Consider the following 25,266-nt stretch of genomic DNA (forward strand, 5'->3'; position numbering starts at 1 on the left):
TCTGCCGCGTCAAAGGGCCGGGTCATCGTCGACCGGCGAATTGAACTCGTGCCATAGCCCGTTGATGATGCCAAAGCCCACCGCCAAGCCCAGCCCGAGCACCCAGGTGAAATACCACATGGCCTGTTCCTTTCAGTAGAAATCGGGGTTGGTGCGCACATCGCGCAGGGTGATCCGGCCGCGCAGCAGCTTCATTACCCAGGCGGTGTAGGCCAGCACGATCGGCAGGAGCACGATCGTGCACACCAGCATGATGAACAGCGTGAGATGGCTGGACGAGGCGTTCCACACCGTCAGGCTGGATCGCGGATCGATCGAGGATGGCAGGATGAACGGAAACATCGAGCAGCCCACCGTGGCGATGATGCCGGTGGTGGCAAGCGCAGTGCCCGCCAGGTTCACGCCGCCCCGCCGCGTCGCAATGGCCCATAGCGCCAGCAGCGGCCCGGCCAGGCCCAGCAGCGGCGCCGCCAGCATCCAGGGATGCGCGCCATAGTTGGCCAGCCACGCGCCCGGCGCGGCCACGCTGCCCGACAGCAGCGGGTTCGACGGACCTTGCGTATCGACCGCGCCGGCAATCGCCATGCCCATGTGACCCTTGGCCACGATCAGCCCGCCAATCGCGAACAACGCGATGCTGGCCACCGCCGCCACGCGGGCAATGGCGCGGGCGCGGGCCAGCACCGGCCCTTCCTCGATCTTGATCGCCAGCCAGCCCGCGCCATGCAACGCCAGCATGGCCACCGACAGCACGCCGGTCAGCAGCGTGAACGGCGTGAACAGGCCCAGCAGGCTGCCTTCATAGGTCATGCGCAGATCGCCATCGAGGCGGAACGGCGCGCCGGCCAGCACGTTGCCCACGGCCACGCCAAACACCAGCGCGGGCACGAAACCCCCGGTGAACAGCGCCCAGTCCCACCGGCTGCGCCAGGCGGCATCGGGTTTCTTGGAACGATACTTGAACGCCACCGGCCGCAGGATCAGCGCCGCCAGCACCAGGAACATGGCCAGGTAAAAGCCGGAGAAGCTGACCGCATAGACAAACGGCCAGGCGGCAAAGATCGCCCCGCCGCCCAGGATCAGCCACACCTGGTGGCCTTCCCAATGCGGCGCCACGGCGTTGATCACCAGGCGGCGCTCGGCATCGGTGCGGCCCACGAAAGGCAGCAGCGCGGCCACGCCCAGGTCATAGCCGTCGGTCAGGGCAAAGCCGATCAGCAGCACGCCGAGCAGCGCCCACCAGATGACCCGCAGGGTTTCGTAATCAAGCGGAATGTGCATGGCCCTTGCCCCTTATTCGGCCGGCAGCGGGGCAAAGCCCGCGGCCCGGGGTTGCGTTTCGTCGTCGTGCCCTTGATCGTCTTCGTGGTGCTCGATCGGCCCCTTGCGGATCTGCGCCAGCATCAGCCGCACTTCGATCACCGCCAGCGCGCCATAGAGCGCGGTAAAGCCCACGATCGTGGTCCACACCTGCCCCACGGTGAGCGAGGAGGCGCCCAGGAACGTGGGCAGCACGCCGTCCACGGCCCAGGGCTGGCGGCCGATCTCGGCCAGCACCCAGCCTGCCTCGATCGCCACCCATGGCAGCGGGATCACCACCACCGCCAGTTTCAGGAAACAGCGGCGGCGGAACCGGCAGGTGGACGCGCACCAGAACGCCGCACCGAAGAACGCGATGAAGCCAAAGCCAAGGCCGGCCATGCCGCGAAACAGGAAGAACATCGCCGGCACGTTGGGCACCGTGTCCCACGCGGCTTTCAAGATCAGTTTGTCATCGGCGCGGCGCGGATCGGCGACATAGCGCTTGAGCAGCATGGCAAAGCCGATGTCCTGCTTGTGCGCCTCGAACGCCGCGCGCGCGGCCATGTCGGCGCGATTGGCCTTGAGCCGTTCCACCGCATCATAGGCGATCAGGCCGCTATGGATGCGCGCATCGGCACGCAGCACCAGCTCCTCGATCCCATCGATCTTGCCGGTCAGGCTGCGCGTGCCGATCAAGCCCATGACATAGGGCACCTTGATCGCGCCATGGGTGGTACGGGCGGCCACGTCGGGCAGGCCGATCAGCGTGATCGCCGCCGGCGCCGGCTCGGTTTCCCACATCGCCTCGATCGCGGCGAGCTTCATCTTCTGGTTGTCGGTCAGGGTATAGCCGCTTTCATCCCCCAGCACGACGACCGAAAGCGCCGAGGCCAGGCCGAACGCGGCCGCAACCATCATCGACCGGCGCGCCACGTTGGTCCACTTGCCCTTGAGCATGTAGAACGCCGAAACGCCCATCACGAACGTCGCCGCGCAGACATAGCCGGCGCTCACCGTGTGCACGAACTTGGCCTGGGCCACCGGGTTGAACAGCACCGCGGAAAAGTCGGTCACTTCCATCCGCATGGTTGCGGGATTGAACGTGGCGCCCACCGGGTTCTGCATCCAGCCGTTGGCAATCAGGATCCACAGCGCCGAAAGGTTGGTGCCCAGCGCAACCATGAACGTGACGGCCAGATGCTGCCGCCGGCTGAGCCTGTCCCAGCCAAAGAACATGACCCCCACCATCGTGGCTTCGAGGAAAAAGGCCATCAGCCCTTCGATCGCCAGCGGCGCGCCGAAGATGTCGCCCACGTAATGGGCGTAATAGGCCCAGTTGGTGCCGAACTCGAATTCCATGGTCAGGCCCGTGGCCACGCCCAGCACGAAATTGATGCCGAACAGCTTGCCCCAGAACCGCGTGATCACCCGCCAGATCGGCCGCTTGGTGATCACATAGATGCTCTCCATGATGACCAGCATGAACGAAAGGCCAAGCGTCAATGGCACGAAGAGAAAGTGATACATGGCCGTCAGCGCGAACTGAAGGCGGGATAACTCGATGACTGCCATGTCCATGGCCGCGGTTCCTCTGCTGTGGCCCCTGCCCGCTTGTTCCATCCGGCATGCAAGATCGCGGATTGGCTGCAAATTGCGCGACAGGTGCGCGGCGCCTCGTTAAACCCTGCTGCGCTGCCGCAATTTGACGGCAATCAATCCTGCATGTGATTTCTTGCGGCAAACGCCGATCGCGAAAAGAAAAATCCAGCGCGAGGCCAGGTCTCCCGACTCGCTCGCCGCTTATGTCATCGTTTCCTGTTATAATAAGATGGACAGATTGTCTCACACGCCTCCCGCATCCTCGGCCGCATCCTCGGCCGCATCCCCATCCGAACCCCTGGCATCTGCCGCGCGGCCCCCGGTCGATCCGCCCCGCGTGCTGGCCGCCACGGCATGGTGGCTGGTCGAAGGCGTAGGCGCGGTTCCCGTTGCGCTGGGCCTGGCCTGGGCCGTGGCCGCGCGCGCCGATGGCGTGCTGCCGGCCTGGCCGGCCGCCGCGCTGCTGGCGCTGGGCGCGGCATGGCGTGCGCTGTCGCTGGGCCGTGCGCGGGTGGCAGGGCAAGCCGGCGCGGCACGGTTCCAGCAGGCCCTGCGCGCCTGGCTGTGGCCCGCGCTGCTGCCCAGCCGCACCTTGCGCGGGGCGCTGGTGGGCGAAGACGTGCACCTGGCGGTGGACACCGTCGATCGCACCGAAGGCCTGGTGGCGCGGTTCGTGCCCTTGCGCGGCGCGGGCGCGCTGGCGCCGCTGTTGATCGCGGCGGCCGTGGCCCCCGCCAGCTGGGTGTGCGCCGCGATCATGCTGGCCACGCTGGTGCCTTTCGTGCTCGGCCTGATCCTGGCAGGCGGCATGGCGGCGCGGCAAGCGCAAGCCCAGCACCAGGCCCTGACCCGTGCCGCCGGCCTGTTCGTCGATCGCATCGCGCACCTGCCGCTGATCCTGGCCACCGGCGCGGAAGATCGTATCGGCCGCCAGCTTGCCAGCGCGACGCAAGACGTCGCGCGACGCACCATGGCCGTGCTCGCCGTGGCCTTTGCCTCCAACGCCATTCTCGAATTCTTTGCGGCGCTCTGCGTGGCGCTGGTCGCGGTCTATTGCGGCTTTTCGCTGCTCGGCCTCCTGCCGTTTCCCGCGCCCGAGCGGCTGACTCTCGCGCAGGCGTTCTATACGCTGGCCCTCGCCCCGGAATTCTACCTCGGCATGCGGCGCCTCGCCGCCGCCTATCACGACAAGCAGACCGGCGAGGCGGCGCTGGACGCTATCGGCGCCGTAGCACAAGCCCTGCCTGCACCCGTGGCGCCAGTCAGCGCGCCGGCGCGCCTGCACGGCGCGGGCGTGATCATCGCCTATCCCGGCGGCGCCTCGATCGGCCCGCTCGCATGGGATTGGGCGGGGCCGGGGCTCCACGCCGTGACCGGCGCCACCGGCAGCGGCAAATCCTCGCTGCTGCTGGCCTTGATCGGGCAGGTGCCGCTGGCCACCGGCACGCTGCAGGCAGATGAGAACGCAGTTTCGCCCGGCGCCATCAATACCGCGATCGGCTGGGCCGGGCAGGCCGTGGCCCTGCTGCCCGGCACCTTGCGCCACAACCTGGCCCTGGGCGGCGCCACCGATGACGCCGCGATGCTGGCCCTGCTGGACGAGCTTGGCCTTGGCCCGATGATGGCGCAGCGCGGCGGGCTTGGCATGCTGCTCGACCATCGCGGCTCGGGCCTGTCGGGCGGGGAGCGGCGGCGCCTTGGCCTCGCCCGCGCGATCCTGTCGGGCAGGCCGGTCCTGCTGCTGGACGAGCCCACCGCCGATCTCGATCCCATGAGCGCCGCCGCCGTGCGCGCGGTACTGCGGCAATGCGCGCAGCATCGCCTGGTGGTGGCTGCAACCCATGATGCCGATCTTGCCGCCATGGCGCAAAGCCGTTGTCACATCGCTGGGGAGACTGCGGCATGAGCGCCCTGATCGCGATGCCGCTGCTGCGCCAGCGCGGCCCCTTGCGCGCGGCTATGGCCTGCGCGGTGATGGCCGCCTTGTGCGCGGTGGGGCTGCTGGGCGTGGCCGGCTGGTTCCTGGCCGGCGCGGCGCTGGCCGGCCTCGCCGGGCCGCTGGCAGTCACCGGGTTCAATTATCTGCTGCCCAGCGCCGCGCTGCGCGCTGCGGCGATTGTGCGCACCGCCAGCCGCTATGGCGAGCGGATGCTGGGCCACCGCGCCGCGCTGTTTGCCTTGGCAGAAGTGCGCGCCACGCTGTTTGCCCGCGTGGCACAGGCGGCCCTGGCCGGGCGCGACGCCGGGCGCAGCGGGGCAATGGCCGCGCGCTTTGGCCGCGATGTCGATCTGCTCGAAGACGCCGCGATCCGCCGCGTGGCGCGGGTGGGCGCGTGGAGTGCTGCGGCCGTGGCGCTGGGCTTGGCCCTGCCGCTGGGCTGGGCCGCGGTGCTGGCGCTGGCGCTGGGCATGGCAGCCATGCGCCTGGCCGCACGCACCATGGCGCGGCGCCTGCTGCCCGGCGCGCAGCAAGACCTGGCCGCTGCCCACGCCGCGCTGGCTGCCGATTATGCGGAAATGGCCGGCCCGGCGGCAGACATTGCCGTCTATGGCCTGGCACCGGCACTGGCCCAGGCCCTTGCCGAGCGCGCCGAGGCGCAATCGCGCGCGCAGGCCGCACTGGCCCGTGCCGAAGCCTGGCTCACCGCCACGCAAACCTTGCTCGCGGGGCTGACGCTCGCCGTCCTTGTCACCCTGGCACAAGCGCCGGCGCCGCTGCTTGCCCTGGGCCTGCTTGCCGCCCTGGCCGCGTTGGAGCCCTGGTCCGGCCTTGCCGCCCATGACGCCCGCGGTCCGGAAATGCGGCTGGCCCTGGCCCGGCTGGACCAGGCGGGGGAAGCGCCGCCGCTTGCCCCCTCCCCTGCGCTTGTCAGCCTATCAGGCCGGCCGGTGCTGACCATCGCCGGCCAGTCCTTTGCACACGGGGCACGCGTGCTGATCACCGGGCCATCGGGCGCTGGCAAGACACGGCTTTTGGAAACCCTCGCCGGCTTGCGCCAGGATGCGCCGCAGATGCTGGCCATCGACGGGCACGATCCGCGCGCGCTGGGCCTTGCCGCCTTGCGCCCGCACCTGGCGCTGATGCCCCAGTCCGCCCCGCTGATCGCGGGCACCGTGGCCGACAATCTCGCGCTTGCCCGCCCCGGCCGGACCCGTGCCGCGATGGAACGGGCGCTGTATGTCGCCTGCGCCGAAGATGTCGTGGCCCCCCTGCCCCAAGGCCTCGACCAATGGCTGGGCGGCGACGGCGCGCGCCTGTCGGGCGGCCAGCGCCGTCGCCTCGTCCTGGCGCGCGCTCTTCTGGCCGGGCGCCCCTGGCTCCTGCTCGACGAGCCGAGCGAGGGGCTGGACCTGGCCACCGAGGCGCGCCTGCGCGAACGCCTGGATGCGTGGCTGGATCAGACCGGCACCGGCCTGGTGCTTGTCAGCCATCGCCCGGCGCTGGCCGCCCTGGCGCAACAGGCGGTGCCGATCGCCTGATCACCGGCCCCAGGCATCACCAGCCCCAGCCGCGCCCATATTGCGGCCGCCGCCAGCCGCCCTGGCGGGCCTCGGCATTGATCCAGCCTTCGATGCGGTCGAACCGGGTGGTCAGCGCGCTGACCGCGCGCCAGTCGCCACCGCCGCATTCATAGCGCTGGCGGCCTTCGAGCTGATCGATGGCATCGTGGATGCGATCGGCGCGGCGAGGATCGATATCGCCCTGGTTCACTTCCTGCGCCAGGCGCGCTTCGAGCGCATGCGCCCGCTGGCCCGAGCAAACATAATCGGCCTTGCGCTTGGCCCGCCAGTAATCCCCACCGCGATCATAGCCAGATCCATAGCCCTGCCCGTAACCGCCATAGCCCTGGCCATATCCGTTCCAGGCCTGTGCCTGGGCCAGGCCGGCCGCGCCACCAACCCCAACCCCAACCATTGCCACCGCCGCCAGCGCGGCCATGCGAACCATCTTCATCGTGTGTCTCCCGTGCTTGGGTGTCCATCCCAAGACACAGGCTATGCCAGGCATCCTGCCCGAAACTTGAACCGGCCGTCGCCGATTGTTCAGCAAGCACACGCCGACCCATCCGGGTCGTGCAACGGTCTTCATAAGGATTTCACATCCCTATCTCGGTCCGCCCCGAGCCAGTCGAAAGGCCTTGGCGCGATGGCCAAGATGGTCCCTAGCGCCCCATCAGCATGGCCCGCACGCGCTGTTCCAGGTCGCCCACCGCGAAAGGCTTGGTCAGGATCTGCATGCCCGGTTCCAGGTGGCCGTTGCCGATGATCGCGTTTTCGGCATAGCCGGTGATGAACAGCACCGGCGTATCGGGCCGGTGTCCGCGCGCGGCATCGGCCATCTGGCGCCCGTTCATTCCACCCGGCAGGCCAACGTCGGTCACCACCAGGTCGATCGCGGCTTCCGATTGGAGGATCTTCAACCCCTGCGCGCCGTCTTCGGCTTCAAGCACGGTGTGCCCCATGTCTTCCAATGCGGTGACGACCAGCATGCGCACCAGCGGCTCGTCGTCCACCACCAGCACGATCCCTTGCCCAGGCGCTGCAGAGGCGTTCGCCGCCCCGGCAAAGGCGCTGATCGTATCGTGGGCTGTTTCATCGCTGCCGTAATGGCGCGGCAGGTAGATGCGCACCGTGGTGCCGCTTCCCACTTCGGAATAGATGCGCGCATGGCCGCCCGATTGGCGCGCAAAACCATAGATCATCGACAGCCCAAGCCCTGTGCCCTGGCCCAGCGGCTTGGTGGTGAAGAACGGATCGAAAGCCTTGGCGATCACATCGGCCGACATGCCCACGCCCGTATCGGTCACCGACAGCGACAGGTATTGTCCCGGCGGAATCTCGTGGCTGGCAGCGGCACGCTCGTCGAACCAGCGGTTGGCCGTCTCGATCGTGATGCGCCCGCCATCGGGCATGGCGTCGCGCGCGTTGAGGCACAAGTTGAGCAGCGCGTTTTCCAACTGGCTGGCATCGACCAGCGCAGTCCACAGCCCGGCCGCGCCCACTGCCTCCACGGCGATCGCCGGGCCAACGGTGCGCCGCACCAGGTCCGCCATGCCATCGACCAGGTCGTTGACGTTGGTAGGGCGTGGATCGAGCGTCTGGCGCCGCGAAAAGGCCAGCAGGCGATGGGTCAGCGCGGCAGCGCGGCGCCCGGCCGATTGCGCCATCGCCAGGTACTTTTCCACTTCGGCAAAGCGGCCCTGCGCCAGGCGCGAGCCGATCATTTCCAGCGCGCCGGAAATACCGGCAAGCAGATTGTTGAAATCGTGGGCAAGGCCCCCCGTCAACTGCCCGACCGCTTCCATCTTCTGGGCCTGGCGCAACTGCGCTTCGGCATGCATCAGTTCGGCGGTGCGGTCCGCCACGCGCTGTTCCAGGGTTTCGGTAAGGCGGCGCAGTTCCTCGGTCACGCGGTCGCGCTCGGCTTCCACCGCGCGCCGCGTCTCAAGATCCAGCAACACGCCGGGAAAGCGCACCGCCGCCCCGCGCGCGTCGGCTTCGACCCGCCCTACCGCTTCCACCCAGGCATGGCGCCCATGCCGTCCGCGCACGCGGTATTGGTGGCGATAGGGGCCGGGCTGGGCCAGGCAGGCGGCAATCGCACCATCCACCCCGGCGCGGTCATCGGCATGGATGGCGCCAAGCAAGCGCTCGACGCGAAGGGCCGCCAGATCGGCGCCCGGCTCCACGCCAAAGGCATTGGCAAAGCCTTCGTCCACGCTCACCAGCCCGCTCGGCAAGTCCCAGATCCAGGTGCCCAGGATAGCGCCGGCCGAAAGCGCGAGTTGCACCCGCTGCACATTGTCGCGGGCCAGCGCCTCGCTTTGCCGCAGTGCCGATTCCGATGCCTTGCGCTCGGAAATGTCGCGGAACAGCACGGAAACCTGGCGGTTGCCTTGCGGCCCCACGCGCCGCGCCGAAACCTCGATGAAGCGACCGGCGGTGATGAATTCGCGTTCAAAGCGCACCGGCTCGCCCGTGCGCAGCACGCGGCCATAAAGTTCCAGCCAGCCATCGGCTTCGTTCGGGGCAATGTCGCGCAGCGTCTTGCCAACGATGCCGGCAATCCCGGTGTGGCGCTCATAACCCGAATTGGCTTCAACATGGCGATAGTCGCTCAAGGGCCCATGCGGCCCATCGAAGAACTCGATGATGCAAAAGCCATCGTCGATCGCTTCGAACAAGGCCTGGCGCCGCGCGTCGGCCGTGTCGACGGCGTTATCGGCCGCTGACCCGGCATGGCGCAGCCGCTGCACTTCGCTTTCCAGTTCCGCGCGCGACAGCATCTCAACCGGGGCCTGTGTCACGATGCGGTCCTGTCCTTTTCTTCTTGCCCAGCCAGTCGCGGCGACAAAGCGCGCCCAGCGCCTCGGCGTCCCCAACGCACGGGCGGGCAAAAAGTGCCGCAAATTACGATCGCGCCACGCTTTTTCAGAACATCGCCGCAAAGTGGCGCGGCGTTGCCACGCCGCCTAGCGCCGCGTGGCAAACCACAGGCAGTGGACATCGTTGCGCGCGCCTTCATAGGCTGGCACGGGCACGGCCTCCACGGCAAAGCCGGCGCGTGCCAGCGCGCGGGTAAAGCGCGCGTCGGGATCGGCCGACCACACCGCCAGGATGCCGCCCGGCCGCAGCGCGGCATAGGCGGCACGCAAGCCGTCCGGGCCATAAAGCCGGTCGTTTTCCTTCTGCACGAACCCGTCGGGGCCATTGTCCACATCCAGCAGGATGGCATCGAATTGCCCCCTGCCCCCCACGCTGCCCTGCGCGATCACATCGTGCACATCGCCCAGCGTCACGGTCACGCGCGGATCGTCCAGCTTGCCGGCAAAGACATCCACCAGCGGCCCTTTGGCCCAGGCCAGGATTTCGGGCACCAGTTCGGCCACGCGGATGCGTGCGCCCTTGCCCCAGGCCTGAAGCGCCGCACCCAGGGTAAAGCCCATGCCCAGTCCACCGATCAGGATCGATCCGTTGTGCCGGCGCAGGCGCTGGGCGGTCATCGTCGCCAGGGCCTGTTCCGACACATAGTCGGTGTTGCCCATCAATTCCTCTTCGTCCAACTCGATCGAAAAGGAATCGCCGCTTTGCAGCAGGAGCAGCTCGCCGCCCCCGGGCAGGCGCGCCTTGTCGATCAGGCGGATCTTCTCGTCCCGATGCGGGGCAAGCGTGGTCTGGGCCAAAGGGTATCCAATCGCGGCAACGGCACGGCCCGGGCGCAACGGCATGAAACGGCCATGGCGAGAAAGGACCAAGCAAGAGGGGGGAAATGCCCACCCCGCAAGTCACAGGCACGGCACCGACGCAGCAACAGCCCATAGTGACTTGGCCCGGCAATGCAATCGCGCTTGGCCATCCCCCTGGAATTTCCGCCACGCCGCACCCACTTGGTGGGCCTCCACTCCCCCGCGCCACCGCGAAAGGGCCGCATGCCGCGCAATCCCTATTATCAAGGCCCTGTCAGCGACCATTTCGACGGGCTGCGCTTCCGCAATCCCGCCGGAGAGCCCGAAACCGATCGCTCGCTAAAGGATGTGCTGCGCTGGCGCCGCACCGCGCCCGACAACCCCTGGCCGCCCTCGGTGCCGGTCACGCCGGCCCGGCCCGATGCGGCGGTGCCAGGCCTGCGCATCACCATGGTCGGCCATGCCACGGTGCTGATCCAGTTGGGCGGCCTCAACATCCTGACCGATCCGGTCTGGGCGCAGCGCGCCAGCCCGGTGCGCTTTGCCGGTCCGCGCCGCGTTACTGCGCCAGGCGTGGCGCTGGCAGACCTGCCGCCGATCCACGCCGTGCTGCTTTCGCACAACCATTACGATCATCTCGACGTGGCCACGCTCAAGGCCCTGACCAAAGCCCATGCGCCGCTGATCATCACCCCGCTGGGCAACGACAGCATCGTGCGCCGCCATGTGCCCGGCGCCCGCCTTGCCGCGCTCGATTGGCACCAGGCCCACCCCCTCGATCCGGCCGGCACCGCGCAGGCCCATCTCGTGCCTGCGCTGCATTGGTCCTCGCGCGGTCCGCGCGATCGCCGCATGGCGCTGTGGGGTGGCTTCATGCTGTGCGCGCAAGGCCGGACGGTCTATTTCGCCGGCGATACCGGCTATGGCACCGGCGCGATCTTTCGTGCCCTGCGCGCGCGCTTCGGCCCGGTCGATTGCGCGCTGCTGCCGATCGGCGCCTATGACCCGCGCTGGTTCATGGCCGCGCAGCATACCGACCCGGCCGAAGCGGTGGCGATCATGCGCGATCTTGATGCCGACCGGGCGCTCGGCATCCATTGGGGCACGTTCAAGCTGACCGACGAGCCGCGCGAAGACCCGCTGCACCAGCTTGACGCCGCGCTTGCCGCGCAGGGAATCGCGCCCGAACGCTTTCGCGCGCTGCATCCCGGCCAGGTTGCCGATATTCCGGCGCGCGGGGCGGTCGCGTGATTCTATGATGCGGGCGGCCTAAGGCCGATCGCCGCGTTGCGGAATTCCTATCGACATCAAGGGTCTGGGCCAGCGAAGCGGCGCGGCGATGGGATGGCGGTCTCGCTGCATGGCAGAATTTATGATTTTAATTCAATGATTTGATTTATTCCGGCAAAAGGATGTATTGCCTCGGCCAAAGGGCCAATGGAATGCATGCTGCGCCGTTTTTGCGCGCTCTTGCGATGGTAAACCACCAAGTTGCCCGATTGAATGAAATTTGCTATGCATACCCATCAACAGCTTCAAACGGGCGGATGATGGCTGATACCAATGCAATCGTGGGGCAAATCGGCGATCTGGCCCAAGCCGGGGAGCGGATGATCGAGCGCTTGCGGCGCAAGGCCTTTCTGCCGGAAAGCCGCAAGGGACTCAACGTGCGTTTCGGCATTGCCGAAGCCGCGCACCTGCTGGGTTGTTCGACCAACCGCATCCGCATGGCCGAGGATGATGGCCGCCTGCCCCCGCCCCCGTCGGGCGACAACGGCCGGCGCATCGGCTATGGCGTCACCGAAATGCTCAACATGCGCGAAGTGCTGGGCGCCATGCCCACGCGCGGGCCGCAAGACGTGCCGGCGATGATCGCGGTGCAGAATTTCAAGGGCGGGGTGGGCAAGTCCACCGTCACCACCCACCTGGCGCACTATTTCGCAGTGCAGGGCTATCGCGTTCTGGTGGTAGATTGCGACAGCCAGGCCACCACGACCACGCTGTTCGGCTTCAACCCGCATTTCAACATCACGCGGGAGGAAACCCTTTACCCCTACTTGTCGATCGACCCGACCCAGGCCGACTTGCTCTACGCGGTCAAGCGCACGCCCTGGCCCAATGTCGATCTGATCCCTTCCAACCTCGAACTGTTCGACGTGGAATACGAACTCGCCGCGGCCGGCGCCGATGGGCAGTCCGTGCTGGCGGCGCGCTTCCGCAAGCTCAAGCAAGGGCTGCTCGACCTCGCTCGCGATTACGATGTGGTGATCCTCGATCCGCCGCCGGCGCTCGGCACGATCTCGCTGGCGGTGATGCAGGCGGCTAATGCCCTGCTTGTCCCGCTGGCGGCCACCACCCCCGATTTCTGCTCCACCGTGCAATTCCTCTCCATGATGGACCAGGTCATCGCGCAGCTGGTTGAAGCCGGGATTGCCGTGGATTATCAATTCGTTCGCCTGATCTGTTCGAAATTTGACGGCAACGATCCCAGCCACGCCATGGTCCGCACCATCATGGAGCAGACCTTTGGCCCTGCCCTGCTGCCCGTGCCCATCCTGGAAAGCGCGGAAATCAGCCACGCCGCCTTGCGCATGATGACGATCTACGAACTGGAAAAGCCGATCGGGACGGCCAAGACGCACAAGCGTTGCCGCGCCAACCTCGACGAGGCACTGGGCCAGATCGAACAGCTGGTGCGCACCGGCTGGGGCCGCATTGCCCCGGCGCGTGAAGAGGATGTGCTCCATGCCTGAAGCCACCCTTCCCCTTCCCTCTGCCCCGTTCTTCGCAAGGTTCTAACGCCATGGCGCGCAAGCAATCCGATTACCTCGCCGCGCTGCTGGCGGAAGACGAAGAAACCGCCAGCCCCTCGCCCAGCGCGGCCCCGGCAGCGCCCATCGCGCCTGCGGTGATCGACAACACGCCCTCTGCGCGCCCCTCGGGCGTGGCGGAGGACGCCACACCGGCCCCGCGCGCAGACCCCGCACCCGCTCCTGCACCGGCGCAGTCTCCACGCGCGGCATCGCCGGGCCTGGGCCCCTTGCGCGGCACAACGCTGCTCAACCGCGAAAGCGCGCTCGCACGGGTTGCCAGCGGGGAAGTGCGCCAGGTCACGCAACTGCTGCTCGATCCGGCGCGGGTGCGCGTCTGGGCCGGCAATGCCCGTTCCTATGCCCACTTGTCCGAGGAATCCTGTCGCGAACTGATCGATTCGATCATCGCCGAAGGCGGCCAGAAAGTGCCGGCGGTTGTGCGCCGCCTGGAAGGCGATCCGGCCTATGACTATGAAGTGATTGCGGGAACGCGGCGCCATTGGTCGATTGCCTGGCTACGCGCCAATTCCTATCCGCAGTTCCAGTTCCTCGCCCAGGTTGCCCAGCTCGACGATGAAGCCGCGTTCCGCCTGGCCGATCTGGAGAACCGCGCCCGCAAGGACGTTTCGGATCTCGAACGCGCCCGCAATTACGCGCTGGCCTTGAAAGACCACTATGGCAACCACCTCACCCGCATGGCGGAAAGGCTAAAGTTGTCAAAGGGTTGGCTTTCCAAAATGCTGCGCGTGGCGACGATTCCCGATGCCGTGATCGACGCATTTGCTTCGCCTGCCGATGTGCAGCTCAAGCCCGGTTACGCCCTCGCCCAAGCCCTTGATGACAAGAACGCGCAGGCCCTGATCCTCAAGGAAGCGCGCCAGATCGCGCGCGAGCAGGATGCCGCCCGCAGCGGTGGGCGGCCCATGCTGGCCTCGGCCGAAGTGCTCCAGCGCCTGCTCACGGCGCCCAGCGCTGGCCAGGCGCCGCGCGGGCCGCTGTTCGTGTGGGATGCGCCGGCCACCGGGCGCTGTGCCGTCTCGGTGCTCTCGGCCGGTCGCCAGGGGGTGACGCTCAAGCTGCACAACGGCACCGGCGCGACGACCGAAGACCTCGTCGAAGGCGTGCGCGCCGCGCTTGAAGCTCTCGAATCCCAAGGCAAGGGCATGCAGCGGTGAGACCAGCGTTTCCCCGTTTCCCCGGGGAAACATCTGGGCCTTTGGCCTTGCCCAGTTCAAGAACACAACCCGAGGGAGGCCCGCCCCCCCTCACCCCATTGACCTGGGCCGGCGCTGCACCGGCGCCCCCGTCACGGGCAACCTCCCATGTCTTGAAGCAAGCCAGAGCGGGCCCTTGGCGCCGCATGGGCGGAACTTTTGGCGCAAAGCGGGCGATGCCGCCCTCTTGCTCGTTCTTCCCCCCTCCCCACAGCTTTCCCATCCCCCCAACCTTGCCCCGGTCCGGCCCTTGCCGGTACCGGGTATTGGCGCATCTGCTTCCCCTTCCCCATCCAGCAATACCGGCATCTCCATGACCCGCAGCAAACCTTCCGCCAGCAGCGAACGCTTCGACGTCTTCCTGCCCTACGTGGCCGACATGCCCTTGCGCGACCAGCGCGAGATGATGGAACGCCCCTTCTTTTCGCTGGCCAAGACCAAGCGCACCAAGCCGATCGGCTACACCAGCCCCGACGGCAAGCTGTGGGTGCACGTCTCGGGCAACCCGGACTATGGCATGGCCACGATCTGGGACGCGGACATCCTGATCTATTGCGCCAGCGTGCTGGCCGACATGGTGCGGCGTGGTGCCAACGATGTGCCGCGCAAGCTCAACATCATGCCTTATGACCTGCTGCGCGCGATCGGCCGCCCCACCACCGGGCGCGCCTATGAACTGCTGGGCCAGGCGCTCGATCGACTGGTTGCCACCACGATCAAGACTAACATCCGCGCCGAAAACCGCCGTGAAGCCACCTTCTCGTGGCTCGATGGCTGGACCCAGCTGGTCGACGAACGCACCGAGCGTTCCAAGGGCATGACGCTGGAGCTATCCAACTGGTTCTGGGAAGGCGTGATGATGCAAGGCGGCGTCCTGGCGATCGACCGCGCCTATTTCAACATCACCGGTGGCCGCGAGCGCTGGCTGTACAAAGTGGCGCGCAAGCACGCTGGCGGTGCCGGCGAAGACGGCTTTGCCATTGCCATGCCGACTTTGTTCGAAAAATCGGGCGCGGAAGGCGAATATCGCCGCTTCAAGTTCGAAATCCTCAAGCTGGCGGAAAAGGATGCCCTGCCCGGCTATGCCCTGAGCGTTGAACAAGGCAAGGCCGGCGAACCGCTATTGCGCATGCGCCGGGTGGACGGCAAGGACGGCGCCGAAGTCGTTTCCCCGGGGAAACGACACTCACCGCTGCCCGCCCCACTGCCCGCCCCACAGGCCCTGCCCGCACCCGAAGCCCGACCGGAGCCGACCCCCGCGCGCACGGCTTCGCCCGCGATTGCGGCCACGCCTGCCCCTGCTGCAAAGCCTGCCACGGTCGATGCACGCAGCCTGATCCGCTCGACCATTGCCGGATTGAGCCACGCCGCCACCCGCGGCTTCATGACCGATGAAACCCTGGCGCACTTGCGCGAGACTTGCCCGGGCTGGGACTTCCACGCCTTGCATGCCGAGTTCGAACGCTGGGTCTCAGCCGATGCCGCACGCACCCCGGCCGACTGGCAGCGTGCTTTCATCGGCTGGACCAAGCGCCATCACGAAAAGCACCGCCACACCCTGCGCTGAGCCAACCGCGCACGCAGGCAATCACGCCCGCGCGCTTCCCCTGCTGGCCAATGACGATCAGCAGGGGAACGCGCCAAGGGCCCACGCGGCTCTCTGGCCGGATCCATCCTTCGTCATACCACCCCCCAAACACCGAGCGCGCCATATGCGATGCAAGCGCGGGGCGGGGGAGGGGAGGTGAGGGGGCAATATCCACCATGCCACGCGCAGACACACTTGCCCGCTCCAACGCGCCTTGCCGGCAGGACACGACGACGGCGGCGGCGGGATCAGGAACCGGCGAGAGTGGACGAACGCGAGCAATGCCCGAACGCGACGATCATCCCTATTTGGCAGACAACCAAGCAAACCGCGATGCGCTGCATCCTACGATTGCTCGATCCGTTCGCGATGTGTCGTGTCTGTTGGTGGCCGCGAGCAGGGCTGCGAAATCCTCTGTCGCAATTGAACCTTCCACGCGGCCTGTTCCAAAAAAGAAATTCAAACCGTCGCGTCCATTGGGCTGTTCGTGGCAAAGTTCGACCTATCGGGAACGCCAGAACGCGGGTTTCGACCGTTCGGGAACGGCCCGTCGATCCATCGGGAACGCGGAGACGACCTTTCAGGAACGGCGCATCGATCCATCAGGAACACAATCTCGATCTATCGGGAACAGGGGCATTTGCACGAATCGCGAAGTCACGGCGATTCGCCCGCGTGGATCGCACCCTTAACTTGTCTAACCCCTTTAAAGAGGATCTAACCCGCGGGAAGACTCTTTGGTCTGATTGATAAGGGGGAAGGGGCATGGCTGCGGCGGCCGTGCATGGACGCCCAGCGGAGGAACTGGCAAATCCGGTGCAGGTGGCCTCGAAATACCCATTTCGCGTTATTTAGGATTAAAAACCAAATAGATAGCGCGAAACTTCGGCGGTTGGCAGCTACAACGAATTTCGGCCGGTTTTGCCGCAAATCAGGGCAAAACCGGCCGAAAATGAAAATATGTGCAATTTCAGTCTCTTGAACGACCTTCCTGCGCGGCTTTCTATTTGACGGTGAAACTGTAGCTGCCCTCGGCACTTTCGCCCCCCTTGTCTGCCGCATGCCACGTGAGGCGATAGGTGCCGGCCGGAAGTGCGCGCGGCAGGGTGGCGAGGAGGGTCCGCCCGTCATCGCCAAGCCGGGTGGCGAAGCCGGTGACGGTCATCGGATTGTGGTGTGCCATGCCGGGCATCGCCGTCATGACCAGGGCGAGGGGAGCGGTGGGCAGGGACACCGGCTCGGCAAAGGTGAGCGTGATCTGCCGTGGGGCGGAAACGGCAGTCTCTGCCGCCGGACTGGCCCTGGCCAGCGATGGCTTGGCCAGGGCGGGGAAGGGGGCGGCCAGCATGGCGCCGACCAAGGCAAGCGCGGAAAGCGAGCGAGAGTGCATGTACGAGCCTTTCGAGGATATCCTGAAAGCCGATACGCATGCCATGCCGCGATCCCTTGCCGCCGCGCCAAAAAATGTTCGATGGCGGTGAGGGGGCAGGGCGCGGCCTGCGTATGATGCGGTAACGGCGCCAAGGGTGCGAACAGGAGATGCCGATGCCGATGACCAGCGTGGACGAAAGACTGGCCCAGTTGCGTGCACGGGCCGATGTCGCGCCGGATGGAGCAGCGCTCGATTGGGCGGGCGCCGAACAGGCGGTGATGGCAGGATTTGCCCTGCGCCGCCAACAGACCCAGGCGCGGCGCCAGCTCGCCTGGACCGGAGCGCTGGCTTTGGCCGTGGGCCTGGCGGGCGGGCTGGCCCAGCAGCAACCGTCGCTGCGCGCGCCGCAGCCCGGAGAGGACGCACGAAGCCTGGCTGCAGGGCCGCTGGCGCTGCCGCCACAGGCGCCTTCGGTGGTCTTGCTGGGGGCAGGGTGATGGGCGCGCGCCAAACGGCCCTGGCGGTCTTGCTGGCCTTCGTGGCGGCCTTGGCTGGGGTGGGGGTAGGGCGCGTGCTGTTTCGGCCCGCACAGCCCCTGGAAACCACGTTTCACACCTTGATTCATCGCGATCTGGCGCTCGATGCCGGCCAGGAGCAGGCGATTGCGCGGCTGGAACGCGATTATGCCGCGGCGCAGGCGCGCTATGGCGCCCAGATGGCGCAGAACAACCGCGACCTGGCACAGGCGATCGTGGCGGAAAAGGGCTATGGCCCGCGCGTGGCGGCGGCGGTGGACCGTTCGCATCAGGCCATGGGCATGCTGCAAAAGGAAACGCTGCAACACCTGTTTGCCATGCGCGGCGTGCTGCGGCCCGAGCAACAGGTGCGCTTTGACCAAGCCATGGTCACGGCCCTGACCCGGACAACGCCCGATGCGGCGGCGCAGCCCGTGCAACGCCGCTGACGGGCCGGCGGCAGCGTGCGCCACGGGCTGGATCAGGCAGACGATGCCGCGCTGGTGTGCGCGGCCCTGGCGGGGGACGAGCAGGCCTATCGCCACCTCATGGTGCGCCATCGCCAGGCCGTCTATCGCGTGGCCTGGGCGCAGACCGGGCAGGCCGATGCCGCGCTGGATGTCACGCAGGAAACCTTCATCGCCGCGTTTGCCGCCTTGGCGCGCTATGACCCGAAGCGGCCCATGCGCTGGTGGCTGGGACGGATTGCACTGAACAAGGGGCGTGATTGGCGGCGACGGCAAGCGGTGCGGCGGTTCTGGTTGGGCTGGCGTGCAACGGGCGACGACCGCGGCGGCGAGGAGTTGGCAGCGCAGGTGCCCGATCCAGCCCCTGGGCCGGAGCAGGAAGCAGGCGCGCGGGCCGAGCTGGTGCGCACGGCCAATGCCATTGCAGGCCTGCCGGCGCCCTTGCGCGAGGCAATCGTGCTGCACGGCGTTGAGGGCATGGCGCAGCGCGATATTGCCGCTTTGCTCGGGTTGAGCGAGAAAGCTGTGGAAACAAGAGTTTACCGCGCAAGAAAGCGCCTTGCCCAGGTGCTTGGCGAAGAGGACTGAAACCGTGGATCGACGCACGATGATAGCCGCATTGGGCGGCGCAGGAATGGGCACGATCTTGCCCGAATGGGCGCGCGCCATGGGCGATGGCGCGGGCATGCGGTATAGCGCGATGGGCGCGGCGCCGGCCACGCTTTCGGGCGAGTTGATCGAATTGACGGTAGGCCATGCGCCGGTCGTGCTGGGCGGGCGGCGTGGCCATGCCGTCACGGTCAACGGCACGACGCCCGGGCCCATGATCCGCCTGCGCGAAGGGCAGCAGGTTTGTCTGCGCGTGCACAACCGCCTGGACGAAGACACCTCGATCCATTGGCACGGTCTGCTTGTGCCGTTCCAGTTCGATGGCGTGCCCGGCATCAGCTATCCCGGCATTGCGCCAGGGCAGAGCTTTGACCATGTGTTTACCGTGCGCCAGGCCGGAACATACTGGTATCACGGCCATAGTGGGATGCAGGAAGCGATGGGCCTGTTCGGCCCGATCGTGATCGACCCTGCCGCGGGCGAGGCGGAAGCGGCCGCGCGCGAGCACGTGGTGATGCTGCACGACTGGACCGACGTGCACCCGCACATGCTGTTCAAGCGCTTGAAACAGCAGGGCGGGTTCTACAACCGCCAGCAGCAGACCCTGGCCGGCTTGCTGGCCGGGCGCGACCAGTCCCTGGCCGACCGGCTAGACTGGGGCAGGATGCGCATGGACCCGACCGACATTTCCGATGTGACGGGGTCTACCTACAGCTATTGCATCAATGGCCACGACAGCGCGGGCAACTGGACCGGGCTGTTTACCCCCGGCGAGCGAGTGCGGCTGCGCGTGATCAATGCCGCGGCGATGACCAATTTCAACGTGCGTCTGCCCGGCTTGCCAATCCAGGTGGTGGCGGCCGACGGTGGCGACGTGGCGCCGGTGGAAACCGATGAACTGCAGATCGGCATTGCCGAAACCTATGACCTGATCGTGCAGCCCAATTCGATGCAACCCGTTGCGATCATTGCCGAAGCCATCGACAGATCGGGCCAGTGCCGCGCAACCCTTGCGCCGGTAGCGGGGATGGCGGCACCGATCCCGCCGCGGCGCAAGCGGCCGCTGCTGACCATGCGCGACATGGGCATGGGTGGCATGGACATGACCGGGATGGACATGACCGGGATGGACATGGCGGCCGGTACGCTGGACCTTTCGGCGCCAGAGCCCGCGCCGGCCCATCATCATGGCCACGGCGGCATGAAAATGCGCGACAAGAGCCTGGCGCCGCCCACGATGCGCATGGGGCCGGGCGTGGCGACGTTGGCCGCCGCGCCGGTGGACCGCCTGGCTGACCGGCCGACCGGGCTGGAGGACGTAGACCATCGCGTGTTGACGTATGCCGATCTCAAGGCGCGGGTGCCGCGCGCCCAGGCGCCGCCGACGCGCAGCCTCGACATACACCTGACCGCCAACATGGAACGCTACATGTGGTCGTTCGACGGGGTGAAGTTGAGCGAGAACCCTGCGCCACTGGCATTTCGTGCCGGCGAGCGGGTACGGGTGACGCTGATCAACGATACGATGATGCCCCATCCCATTCATTTGCATGGCCATTTCTTTGACCTGGTGAACGGGGCGGAGGAAGCCGCGCCGCGCAAGCACACCATCAACGTGCTGCCCGGCGGCAAGGCGAGCTTCGACCTGACGGCCGACGCGGTGGGGGATTGGGCGTTTCACTGCCACATGCTGCTGCACATGCATGCGGGCATGTTTCGCGTGGTCACCGTGCGGGAGCAGGCGGCATGAAGCGCGGCCTGGGATGGGCCGCCGCCTTGGCGCTGGGCAGCGGCGTGGCGCACGGGCAGGAGGCGCCCCCGGCGCCACCGGCCGATCACGCTGCCGATGCGCTGTTCGATCCGCAGGCCATGGCGCGGGCACGAACCGCGCTGGTTCGCGAAAGCGGTGGCATGGCGGTAAGCCAGGTGATGGTGGACCAGTTGGAACTGCGCGGCGGGGACGACTATGCCTGGGAAGCCAAGGGCTGGTGGGGCGGCGACAGCGACCGGCTGGCCGTCGAAACACGCGGCGAGGGGGCCTTTGGCGGGCGGCTGGACCGCGCCGAAGCACAGGCCGGCTGGCTCCATGCCCTGGATCCCTGGTTCAACTTGCGCGCGGGCCTGCGCCAGGACCTGGGGGCAGGGCAGGGGCGTACCCATGCCGCGCTGACCATCGAGGGCCTGGCACCCTATTGGTTCGATGTGGAAACCTCGGTCTTCCTGTCTACCCGCGGCGAAGTGAGCGGGCGGGCCGAAGCAAGCTATGACCAACGCGTGACCCAGCGCCTGGTGGCGCAGCCGCGCGTGGAACTGGATTGGGCGGCGCAGGCCATGCCGGACCTGCACGGCGACCGAAGCCGGGACCGCGGCGCCGGAATCGACCGGGTCGAGGCGGGCCTGCGCCTGCGCTATGAACTGCGCCGCACGTTTGCGCCCTATCTTGGCCTTTCGTGGGAACGGCAGCTGGGCGGCACTGCACGGGCGATGCGCGCCGGCGGCGAAAAAGCCGCGGCGCTGCGCGCGCTGGCCGGGGTGCGGGTTTGGTGGTGATGGCCATCATGAACGGGGGACTACGCATCTCTACGTGACGGGTGGTGGAGGCCTGTTGGGGCCTGATCGTCCATATCGTGCAAGTGGATATGGATCAGGCACGATTGGCGTTGACGATGATGGCGGTTTCTTTGCCGGCCCGAGACGAAGTGGCCAGCGCCGCGGGGCAGGGCAAGCGTTTTGGCCGGGACGCCGGGCTGGGGGCGGGGCCCAGGGTGGGCGTGGTGGCGGAGCCCCGGCGGGATGGCTTGCGGACCCACGCCGCGCGCATTGCCGCCCTTGGTTCACCTTTCGTGGCGCGGTTGCTGGAAGCGGCCTGGCGGCAACTTGACCAAGCCCCCGAACTGGCGCTGATGTTCGACAACTGGCCGGGCGAATTCGGCGCCGATGCCGTGGCGTTCAGGCTGGCTTCGGCGCTGCATGCCCTTGCGCTGGCGGGCGATCCGCCCCGCCTTGCCGCACTGTTTGCGAGCCAGAATGGTGATTTCGAAGCGGCCGTGGGCGAAGCGCTGGCGCTGCACCAGGGGTTTGTCATCGGCTGGATGGCCCACCCCACCCAGACCAACGAAGTGGCGCGATCGGCCGCCTTTGCCGCTGCGCTGCTGACGCTGGACAGGCAAGGGCCGCTGCCGGTGGAATTGCTGGAAGTGGGCGCCAGTGCAGGTCTCAATCTCAATCTGGGGCACTATCGCCATATCCTTGGGCGCACGACCTGCGGACCGGCGAATTCGCCCTTGTCCATCGTGCCAGATTGGCGCGGGGCATCTCCACCGCCGGCTGCGCTGCGCATTGCCAGCGCGCGCGGGGTGGACCTGGCGCCGATCGATCCACGCGAACCGGCAAGCGCCACGCGCATGCAGGCCTATGTCTGGCCCGACAAGCCCGACCGCCTGGCGCGGCTGCAGGCCGCGATCGCGATCGCGCGCCGCCATCCGCCGCTGGTGGACCGCGAAAGCGCCGCGCCCTGGCTGGAGCGCCGCCTGGCCGCGCCGCAGGCCCAGGGCACCCGCAGGGTGATCGTGCATTCGATGGTCATGCAGTATCTGTCTGCCGGGGAGCGCGGCGAGATTACCGCGACGATCATCCGCGCCGGCGCTGCGGCCACGCCCGAACGGCCGCTGGCCTGGATCGGGCTGGAATGGGCGGCGGATCGCAGCGCGGTGATGTTGCAGGCCACGCATTGGGGCGCGGGGGTGCGGAGCGGCGGGCAAACCCAGACCCTGGCGCGCGTCCATCCCTATGGCGAATGGATCGAGTGGCTTGCCTGAAAGGGCAGGTGGGAGCTGGAACCGACGCGCCATGGTCAAACGGCACGATCTTCGCAAAATACGTAAGTATGTTTGCGTAGAAATTTGATTTCTATTGCGCTGGTTGCATTAACCCTCCGCAAATCTGCCTATATAACCGCAACAGATAATTTCGCGATCCTTCCCTAATCCGGCCCAGGAGATGCCGTTGCATCGGGAGAAGATCGGAAATGACCTTGCGTTTTACCCTGCTGGCTTCCGCCACGATGATGGTTTCCACCGGTGCCTTTGCCGCCGATGGTGCAGACGTGTCTGACCATGCGGGAGAAGGGCATCACCCCGGCGCGGTGGCCGCCGCCCCGGCGCGGGCCGCCAAGACATTCAGCACCGGCGTTGCCAAGGGGCGCGACCTGCTGGATTCGGCGATTTCGGCAACGTCGCTGGACGAAGCCGACCTGCAGCGCCTGGGCGTGACGGCGACGGCTGCGATCATCGGCAACATGCCGGGCGTTCGCGTCGAATCCACCGGGACAGACGGCTATTCGTCGATGACCGTGCGCGGGCTGCCGCTGTCGGGCGATGGTTCGAAGTACCTGCTCATCCAGGAAGACGGCTTGCCGGTGATGGAGTTCGGCGACATCCACTTCGGGTTGCTCGATTCCTTCGTGCGTGCCGATCTCAGCCTGTCGCAAGTCCAGGCCATTCGCGGCGGTTCGGCTTCGACGTTTGCGTCCAATTCGCCGGGCGGGGTGATCAACCTGATTTCCAAGACCGGCGAGGAAGCCGGGGGTGCCGTGCGCTATTCCGGCGGGCTGGGCTACGATCTCAACCGCATGGACTTTTCCTATGGCTCGCCCCTTGGGCAAGGCTGGCGCTTTCACGTGGGTGGATTTTATCGCACCGGCGAGGGGCCGCGCCATATCGGTTACAACGCCTTTTCGGGCGGGCAGGTCAAGCTGAACGTCACGCGCGAATTCGCCGGCGGCTATATCCGCTTCTACGGCAAGTTCCTGGACGACCGCGAGCCCGACTACTCGGAATATCCCGTGCTGCTTTCGGGCAGCAATGCCAAGCCGGTGATCAGCAACGTGCCGGGCACCAGCGCGCGGCGCGACACTTTCCTGACGCGCTATACCGCATCGGGCCTGGGCCTGGATGAAAGCAACAATCCCATGGCGATCAACGGGCGCCAGGGCATTCGCGGCAAGTCGCGCAGCGTCGGTTTCGAGACGCAGTTCGAACTGGGCGGGTGGACGGTTTCGGATCGGTTCCACTATTCGGCCAACAGCGGCGCGTACAACCAGGAACTGCCGGTGGCGACTGCCCCTGCCTCGGTGATCGGGCTGATGGTGGCGGGTCCGGGCGCCACGTTCGCCTATGCCACCGGGCCATCGGCAGGGCAGGCCATTGCCGATCCTGCCACGATCGGCGGCAATGGCCTGCTGGCCTTGCAGTTCGAGATCAATGCCAAGCTCAACAAGCTTGACCACGTGGCGAACGACCTGCGCGCCACGCGGGTGTGGCCCGTGGGCGATGGCAAGCTGACGACCACGGCCGGGCTCTATGCGGCCAAGCAATCGGTCGACACGCTGTTCAATTTCAACAACGCGGTCACTTCAGTATCCGGCCACGCCGGATCGGCGCTCGTCGATGTGTTTGCCGCCGATGGCACCGCCAGGACGCAAGGTGGCTTTTCCTCGTTCGGGATGGGCTCGCTGGGCAACCCTTCGGCCTGGCATCGCCGCTATGACCTGGAATATCGCGTGCTGGCGCCCTACGCCTCGGTCAATTACCAGTTCGGCCGCGTTTCCGTGGGCGGCAGCCTTCGCCTGGACACCGGCAAGGTGAGCGGCACGCTGTTTGGCGGCGACCTGGGCGATGGGCGCAACGGCACCGGCAGCATCGACATGAACCACGATGGCACGATCAGCGGCGTCGAAAGCGCGGTGGGGATCCTGCCGCTCGAGCGCCCCGGCATTGCCGACTACACCTATCGCTATGTCTCGTATTCGGCGGGCGTGAATTATCGCCTGGCGAGCGACGCATCGGTCTTTGCCCGGTACAGCAAGGGCGGCCGGGCCACCGGCGAGCGCGCCATGTTCACCCCGGTGGTCAACGGCCAGACGGGCAAGCTGCTCGATTCCTCGCTGAGCCATGCCCCGGTCAAGCAGGCCGAGGCGGGCTTCAAGCTGCGCAAGTCGGCCTTTGCGGTCTATGTTACCGGGTTCTGGGCCTCTTCGCACGAAAACGACTACCAGATCAGCGCCGACGACAGCGGCACGACGGTGGTGCTCAACGTGCAGCGCGACTACAGCGCCAAGGGCGTGGAACTGGAAGCCGAAGCGCACCATGGCCCCTATCGGCTGACGCTGGGCGCCACGTATGTGAAGGCGCGCATCGACAGCGATCTCAACGATCCCACGGTGGTGGGCCATACCCCGCGCCACCAGCCTTCGCTGCTGTTTCAGGCGCGGCCCGAATACGCCACCGACCTGTTCAACGTGGGGGCGCAGGTCAATGGCCTGAGCAGCAGCTATGCCCAGGACAGCAACGTGCTCAAGCAGCCGGGCTATGTGCTGGTCAGCCCCTATGTCTTCGTGCGCCCGTTGCGGCGGCTGGAACTGGGCCTGAGCGCCTTCAACGTGTTCGATAAGCTGGCCATCGTGCAACTGGGTGCGGCCAGCATTCCGGCGGGCGGCCTTGCCAATGCCCAGGTCCTCAACGGCCGCACCGTGACCGGTTCGCTGCGGCTCGATTTCTGATCGTTCGTTTCCCCCAAATGGCCAAGGCCGAAAGATCGCAT

General features: G+C 67.0%; 20 protein-coding genes. 13 read left to right on the forward strand and 7 right to left on the reverse strand.

Going from position 1 to position 25,266, the window contains the following annotated elements; translation table 11 throughout:
- Positions 1 to 9 precede the first annotated feature (9 nt).
- From cydX to FHT19_RS11290, 3 genes are read right to left on the reverse strand one after another with little or no spacing between them, the layout of a single operon-like run.
- Positions 10 to 120: a cytochrome bd-I oxidase subunit CydX gene (cydX, locus tag FHT19_RS11280; RefSeq protein WP_168557502.1), complete on the reverse strand. Its 111-nt coding sequence runs from the start codon at positions 118 to 120 to the stop codon at positions 10 to 12.
- Positions 121 to 132: 12 nt separating this feature from the next.
- Positions 133 to 1,281 carry a cytochrome d ubiquinol oxidase subunit II gene (gene cydB, locus FHT19_RS11285; protein ID WP_169475196.1) on the reverse strand — a complete coding sequence of 383 codons (1,149 nt, stop codon included), beginning with the start codon at positions 1,279 to 1,281 and terminating at the stop codon, positions 133 to 135.
- A 12-nt stretch (positions 1,282 to 1,293) separates the two neighbouring features.
- On the reverse strand, positions 1,294 to 2,880 hold the full coding sequence (locus FHT19_RS11290; protein ID WP_169475197.1) for a cytochrome ubiquinol oxidase subunit I: 1,587 nt from the start codon (positions 2,878 to 2,880) through the stop codon (positions 1,294 to 1,296).
- Between the two features lie 250 nt (positions 2,881 to 3,130).
- On the opposite strand from FHT19_RS11290, the gene FHT19_RS11295 reads away from it, so the two are divergent.
- Entirely contained in the window at positions 3,131 to 4,807 is a 1,677-nt protein-coding gene (locus FHT19_RS11295) for an ATP-binding cassette domain-containing protein (RefSeq protein ID WP_169475198.1), read from the forward strand.
- The gene (locus FHT19_RS24620; protein WP_169475199.1) at positions 4,804 to 6,381 is read left to right on the forward strand and encodes an ATP-binding cassette domain-containing protein; all 1,578 of its coding nucleotides are present in this window, start codon (positions 4,804 to 4,806) and stop codon (positions 6,379 to 6,381) included. The genes FHT19_RS11295 and FHT19_RS24620 overlap by 4 nt, the downstream gene beginning before the upstream one ends.
- Before the next feature lie 16 nt (positions 6,382 to 6,397).
- On the opposite strand, the gene FHT19_RS11305 is transcribed toward FHT19_RS24620, so the two are convergent.
- The 3 genes from FHT19_RS11305 to FHT19_RS11315 all read right to left on the reverse strand — a co-directional run bounded on the left by FHT19_RS11305 (position 6,398) and on the right by FHT19_RS11315 (position 10,085).
- Positions 6,398 to 6,856: a histidine kinase gene (locus FHT19_RS11305; protein ID WP_169475052.1), complete on the reverse strand. Its 459-nt coding sequence runs from the start codon at positions 6,854 to 6,856 to the stop codon at positions 6,398 to 6,400.
- Positions 6,857 to 7,064: 208 nt separating this feature from the next.
- Complete coding sequence (locus tag FHT19_RS11310) at positions 7,065 to 9,209, reverse strand: response regulator (RefSeq protein ID WP_248290412.1); 2,145 nt, start codon at positions 9,207 to 9,209, stop codon at positions 7,065 to 7,067.
- Positions 9,210 to 9,374: 165 nt separating this feature from the next.
- Positions 9,375 to 10,085: an MnmC family methyltransferase gene (locus tag FHT19_RS11315; RefSeq protein ID WP_248290413.1), complete on the reverse strand. Its 711-nt coding sequence runs from the start codon at positions 10,083 to 10,085 to the stop codon at positions 9,375 to 9,377.
- A gap of 246 nt (positions 10,086 to 10,331) precedes the next feature.
- On the opposite strand from FHT19_RS11315, the gene FHT19_RS11320 reads away from it, so the two are divergent.
- The 4 genes from FHT19_RS11320 (at position 10,332) to FHT19_RS11335 (ending at position 15,682) form a co-directional block, all read left to right on the forward strand.
- The gene (locus FHT19_RS11320) at positions 10,332 to 11,339 is read left to right on the forward strand and encodes an MBL fold metallo-hydrolase (protein ID WP_169475201.1); all 1,008 of its coding nucleotides are present in this window, start codon (positions 10,332 to 10,334) and stop codon (positions 11,337 to 11,339) included.
- 299 nt (positions 11,340 to 11,638) lie between these two features.
- A complete protein-coding gene (locus FHT19_RS11325) occupies positions 11,639 to 12,841 on the forward strand; it encodes an AAA family ATPase (protein WP_168557494.1) in 1,203 nt (400 codons plus the stop codon).
- A gap of 50 nt (positions 12,842 to 12,891) precedes the next feature.
- Positions 12,892 to 14,076 carry a ParB/RepB/Spo0J family partition protein gene (locus tag FHT19_RS11330; protein ID WP_169475202.1) on the forward strand — a complete coding sequence of 395 codons (1,185 nt, stop codon included), beginning with the start codon at positions 12,892 to 12,894 and terminating at the stop codon, positions 14,074 to 14,076.
- Positions 14,077 to 14,428: 352 nt separating this feature from the next.
- Positions 14,429 to 15,682: a replication initiator protein A gene (locus tag FHT19_RS11335; RefSeq protein ID WP_169475203.1), complete on the forward strand. Its 1,254-nt coding sequence runs from the start codon at positions 14,429 to 14,431 to the stop codon at positions 15,680 to 15,682.
- A gap of 1,024 nt (positions 15,683 to 16,706) precedes the next feature.
- Here the strand turns inward: FHT19_RS11335 and FHT19_RS11340 are convergent.
- The gene (locus FHT19_RS11340; RefSeq protein ID WP_169475204.1) at positions 16,707 to 17,093 is read right to left on the reverse strand and encodes a copper resistance protein CopC; all 387 of its coding nucleotides are present in this window, start codon (positions 17,091 to 17,093) and stop codon (positions 16,707 to 16,709) included.
- A gap of 155 nt (positions 17,094 to 17,248) precedes the next feature.
- Here FHT19_RS11340 and FHT19_RS11345 point away from each other — a divergent pair, with 155 nt between their 5' ends.
- The 7 genes from FHT19_RS11345 (at position 17,249) to FHT19_RS11375 (ending at position 25,225) form a co-directional block, all read left to right on the forward strand.
- Entirely contained in the window at positions 17,249 to 17,572 is a 324-nt protein-coding gene (locus FHT19_RS11345) for a hypothetical protein (RefSeq protein ID WP_169475205.1), read from the forward strand.
- Entirely contained in the window at positions 17,572 to 18,039 is a 468-nt protein-coding gene (locus tag FHT19_RS11350; protein ID WP_169475206.1) for a periplasmic heavy metal sensor, read from the forward strand. Before FHT19_RS11345 ends, FHT19_RS11350 begins: the two co-directional genes overlap by 1 nt.
- Positions 18,040 to 18,054: 15 nt before the next feature.
- Positions 18,055 to 18,645: an RNA polymerase sigma factor gene (locus FHT19_RS11355; RefSeq protein WP_248290414.1), complete on the forward strand. Its 591-nt coding sequence runs from the start codon at positions 18,055 to 18,057 to the stop codon at positions 18,643 to 18,645.
- A gap of 4 nt (positions 18,646 to 18,649) precedes the next feature.
- On the forward strand, positions 18,650 to 20,416 hold the full coding sequence (locus tag FHT19_RS11360; RefSeq protein ID WP_348981792.1) for a copper resistance system multicopper oxidase: 1,767 nt from the start codon (positions 18,650 to 18,652) through the stop codon (positions 20,414 to 20,416).
- Positions 20,413 to 21,216, forward strand: a complete 804-nt coding sequence (locus tag FHT19_RS11365) for a copper resistance protein B (protein ID WP_169475208.1) — start codon at positions 20,413 to 20,415, stop codon at positions 21,214 to 21,216. The genes FHT19_RS11360 and FHT19_RS11365 overlap by 4 nt, the downstream gene beginning before the upstream one ends.
- A 116-nt stretch (positions 21,217 to 21,332) precedes the next feature.
- Positions 21,333 to 22,484 carry a DUF2332 family protein gene (locus tag FHT19_RS11370; protein WP_211184893.1) on the forward strand — a complete coding sequence of 384 codons (1,152 nt, stop codon included), beginning with the start codon at positions 21,333 to 21,335 and terminating at the stop codon, positions 22,482 to 22,484.
- A gap of 209 nt (positions 22,485 to 22,693) precedes the next feature.
- Positions 22,694 to 25,225, forward strand: coding sequence for a TonB-dependent receptor (locus FHT19_RS11375; RefSeq protein WP_169475209.1), 2,532 nt, complete (start codon positions 22,694 to 22,696; stop codon positions 25,223 to 25,225).
- Positions 25,226 to 25,266: the final 41 nt, after the last annotated feature.

It is taken from the genome of Novosphingobium sp. SG919, assembly GCF_012932495.1.
Classification (GTDB): Bacteria; Pseudomonadota; Alphaproteobacteria; order Sphingomonadales; family Sphingomonadaceae; genus Novosphingobium; species Novosphingobium rhizosphaerae.

Excerpts from the sequence above, each read along its gene's own strand:
- cydX (WP_168557502.1), bottom strand. The coding sequence starts at position 120 with ATGTGGTATTTCACCTGGGTGCTCGGGCTGGGCTTGGCGGTGGGCTTT.
- cydB (WP_169475196.1), bottom strand. The coding sequence starts at position 1,281 with ATGCACATTCCGCTTGATTACGAAACCCTGCGGGTCATCTGGTGGGCG.
- FHT19_RS11290 (WP_169475197.1), bottom strand. The coding sequence starts at position 2,880 with ATGGACATGGCAGTCATCGAGTTATCCCGCCTTCAGTTCGCGCTGACG.
- FHT19_RS11295 (WP_169475198.1), top strand. The coding sequence starts at position 3,131 with ATGGACAGATTGTCTCACACGCCTCCCGCATCCTCGGCCGCATCCTCG.
- FHT19_RS24620 (WP_169475199.1), top strand. The coding sequence starts at position 4,804 with ATGAGCGCCCTGATCGCGATGCCGCTGCTGCGCCAGCGCGGCCCCTTG.
- FHT19_RS11305 (WP_169475052.1), bottom strand. The coding sequence starts at position 6,856 with ATGAAGATGGTTCGCATGGCCGCGCTGGCGGCGGTGGCAATGGTTGGG.
- FHT19_RS11320 (WP_169475201.1), top strand. The coding sequence starts at position 10,332 with ATGCCGCGCAATCCCTATTATCAAGGCCCTGTCAGCGACCATTTCGAC.
- FHT19_RS11325 (WP_168557494.1), top strand. The coding sequence starts at position 11,639 with ATGGCTGATACCAATGCAATCGTGGGGCAAATCGGCGATCTGGCCCAA.
- FHT19_RS11330 (WP_169475202.1), top strand. The coding sequence starts at position 12,892 with ATGGCGCGCAAGCAATCCGATTACCTCGCCGCGCTGCTGGCGGAAGAC.
- FHT19_RS11335 (WP_169475203.1), top strand. The coding sequence starts at position 14,429 with ATGACCCGCAGCAAACCTTCCGCCAGCAGCGAACGCTTCGACGTCTTC.
- FHT19_RS11340 (WP_169475204.1), bottom strand. The coding sequence starts at position 17,093 with ATGCACTCTCGCTCGCTTTCCGCGCTTGCCTTGGTCGGCGCCATGCTG.
- FHT19_RS11345 (WP_169475205.1), top strand. The coding sequence starts at position 17,249 with ATGCCGATGACCAGCGTGGACGAAAGACTGGCCCAGTTGCGTGCACGG.
- FHT19_RS11350 (WP_169475206.1), top strand. The coding sequence starts at position 17,572 with ATGGGCGCGCGCCAAACGGCCCTGGCGGTCTTGCTGGCCTTCGTGGCG.
- FHT19_RS11365 (WP_169475208.1), top strand. The coding sequence starts at position 20,413 with ATGAAGCGCGGCCTGGGATGGGCCGCCGCCTTGGCGCTGGGCAGCGGC.
- FHT19_RS11370 (WP_211184893.1), top strand. The coding sequence starts at position 21,333 with ATGATGGCGGTTTCTTTGCCGGCCCGAGACGAAGTGGCCAGCGCCGCG.
- FHT19_RS11375 (WP_169475209.1), top strand. The coding sequence starts at position 22,694 with ATGACCTTGCGTTTTACCCTGCTGGCTTCCGCCACGATGATGGTTTCC.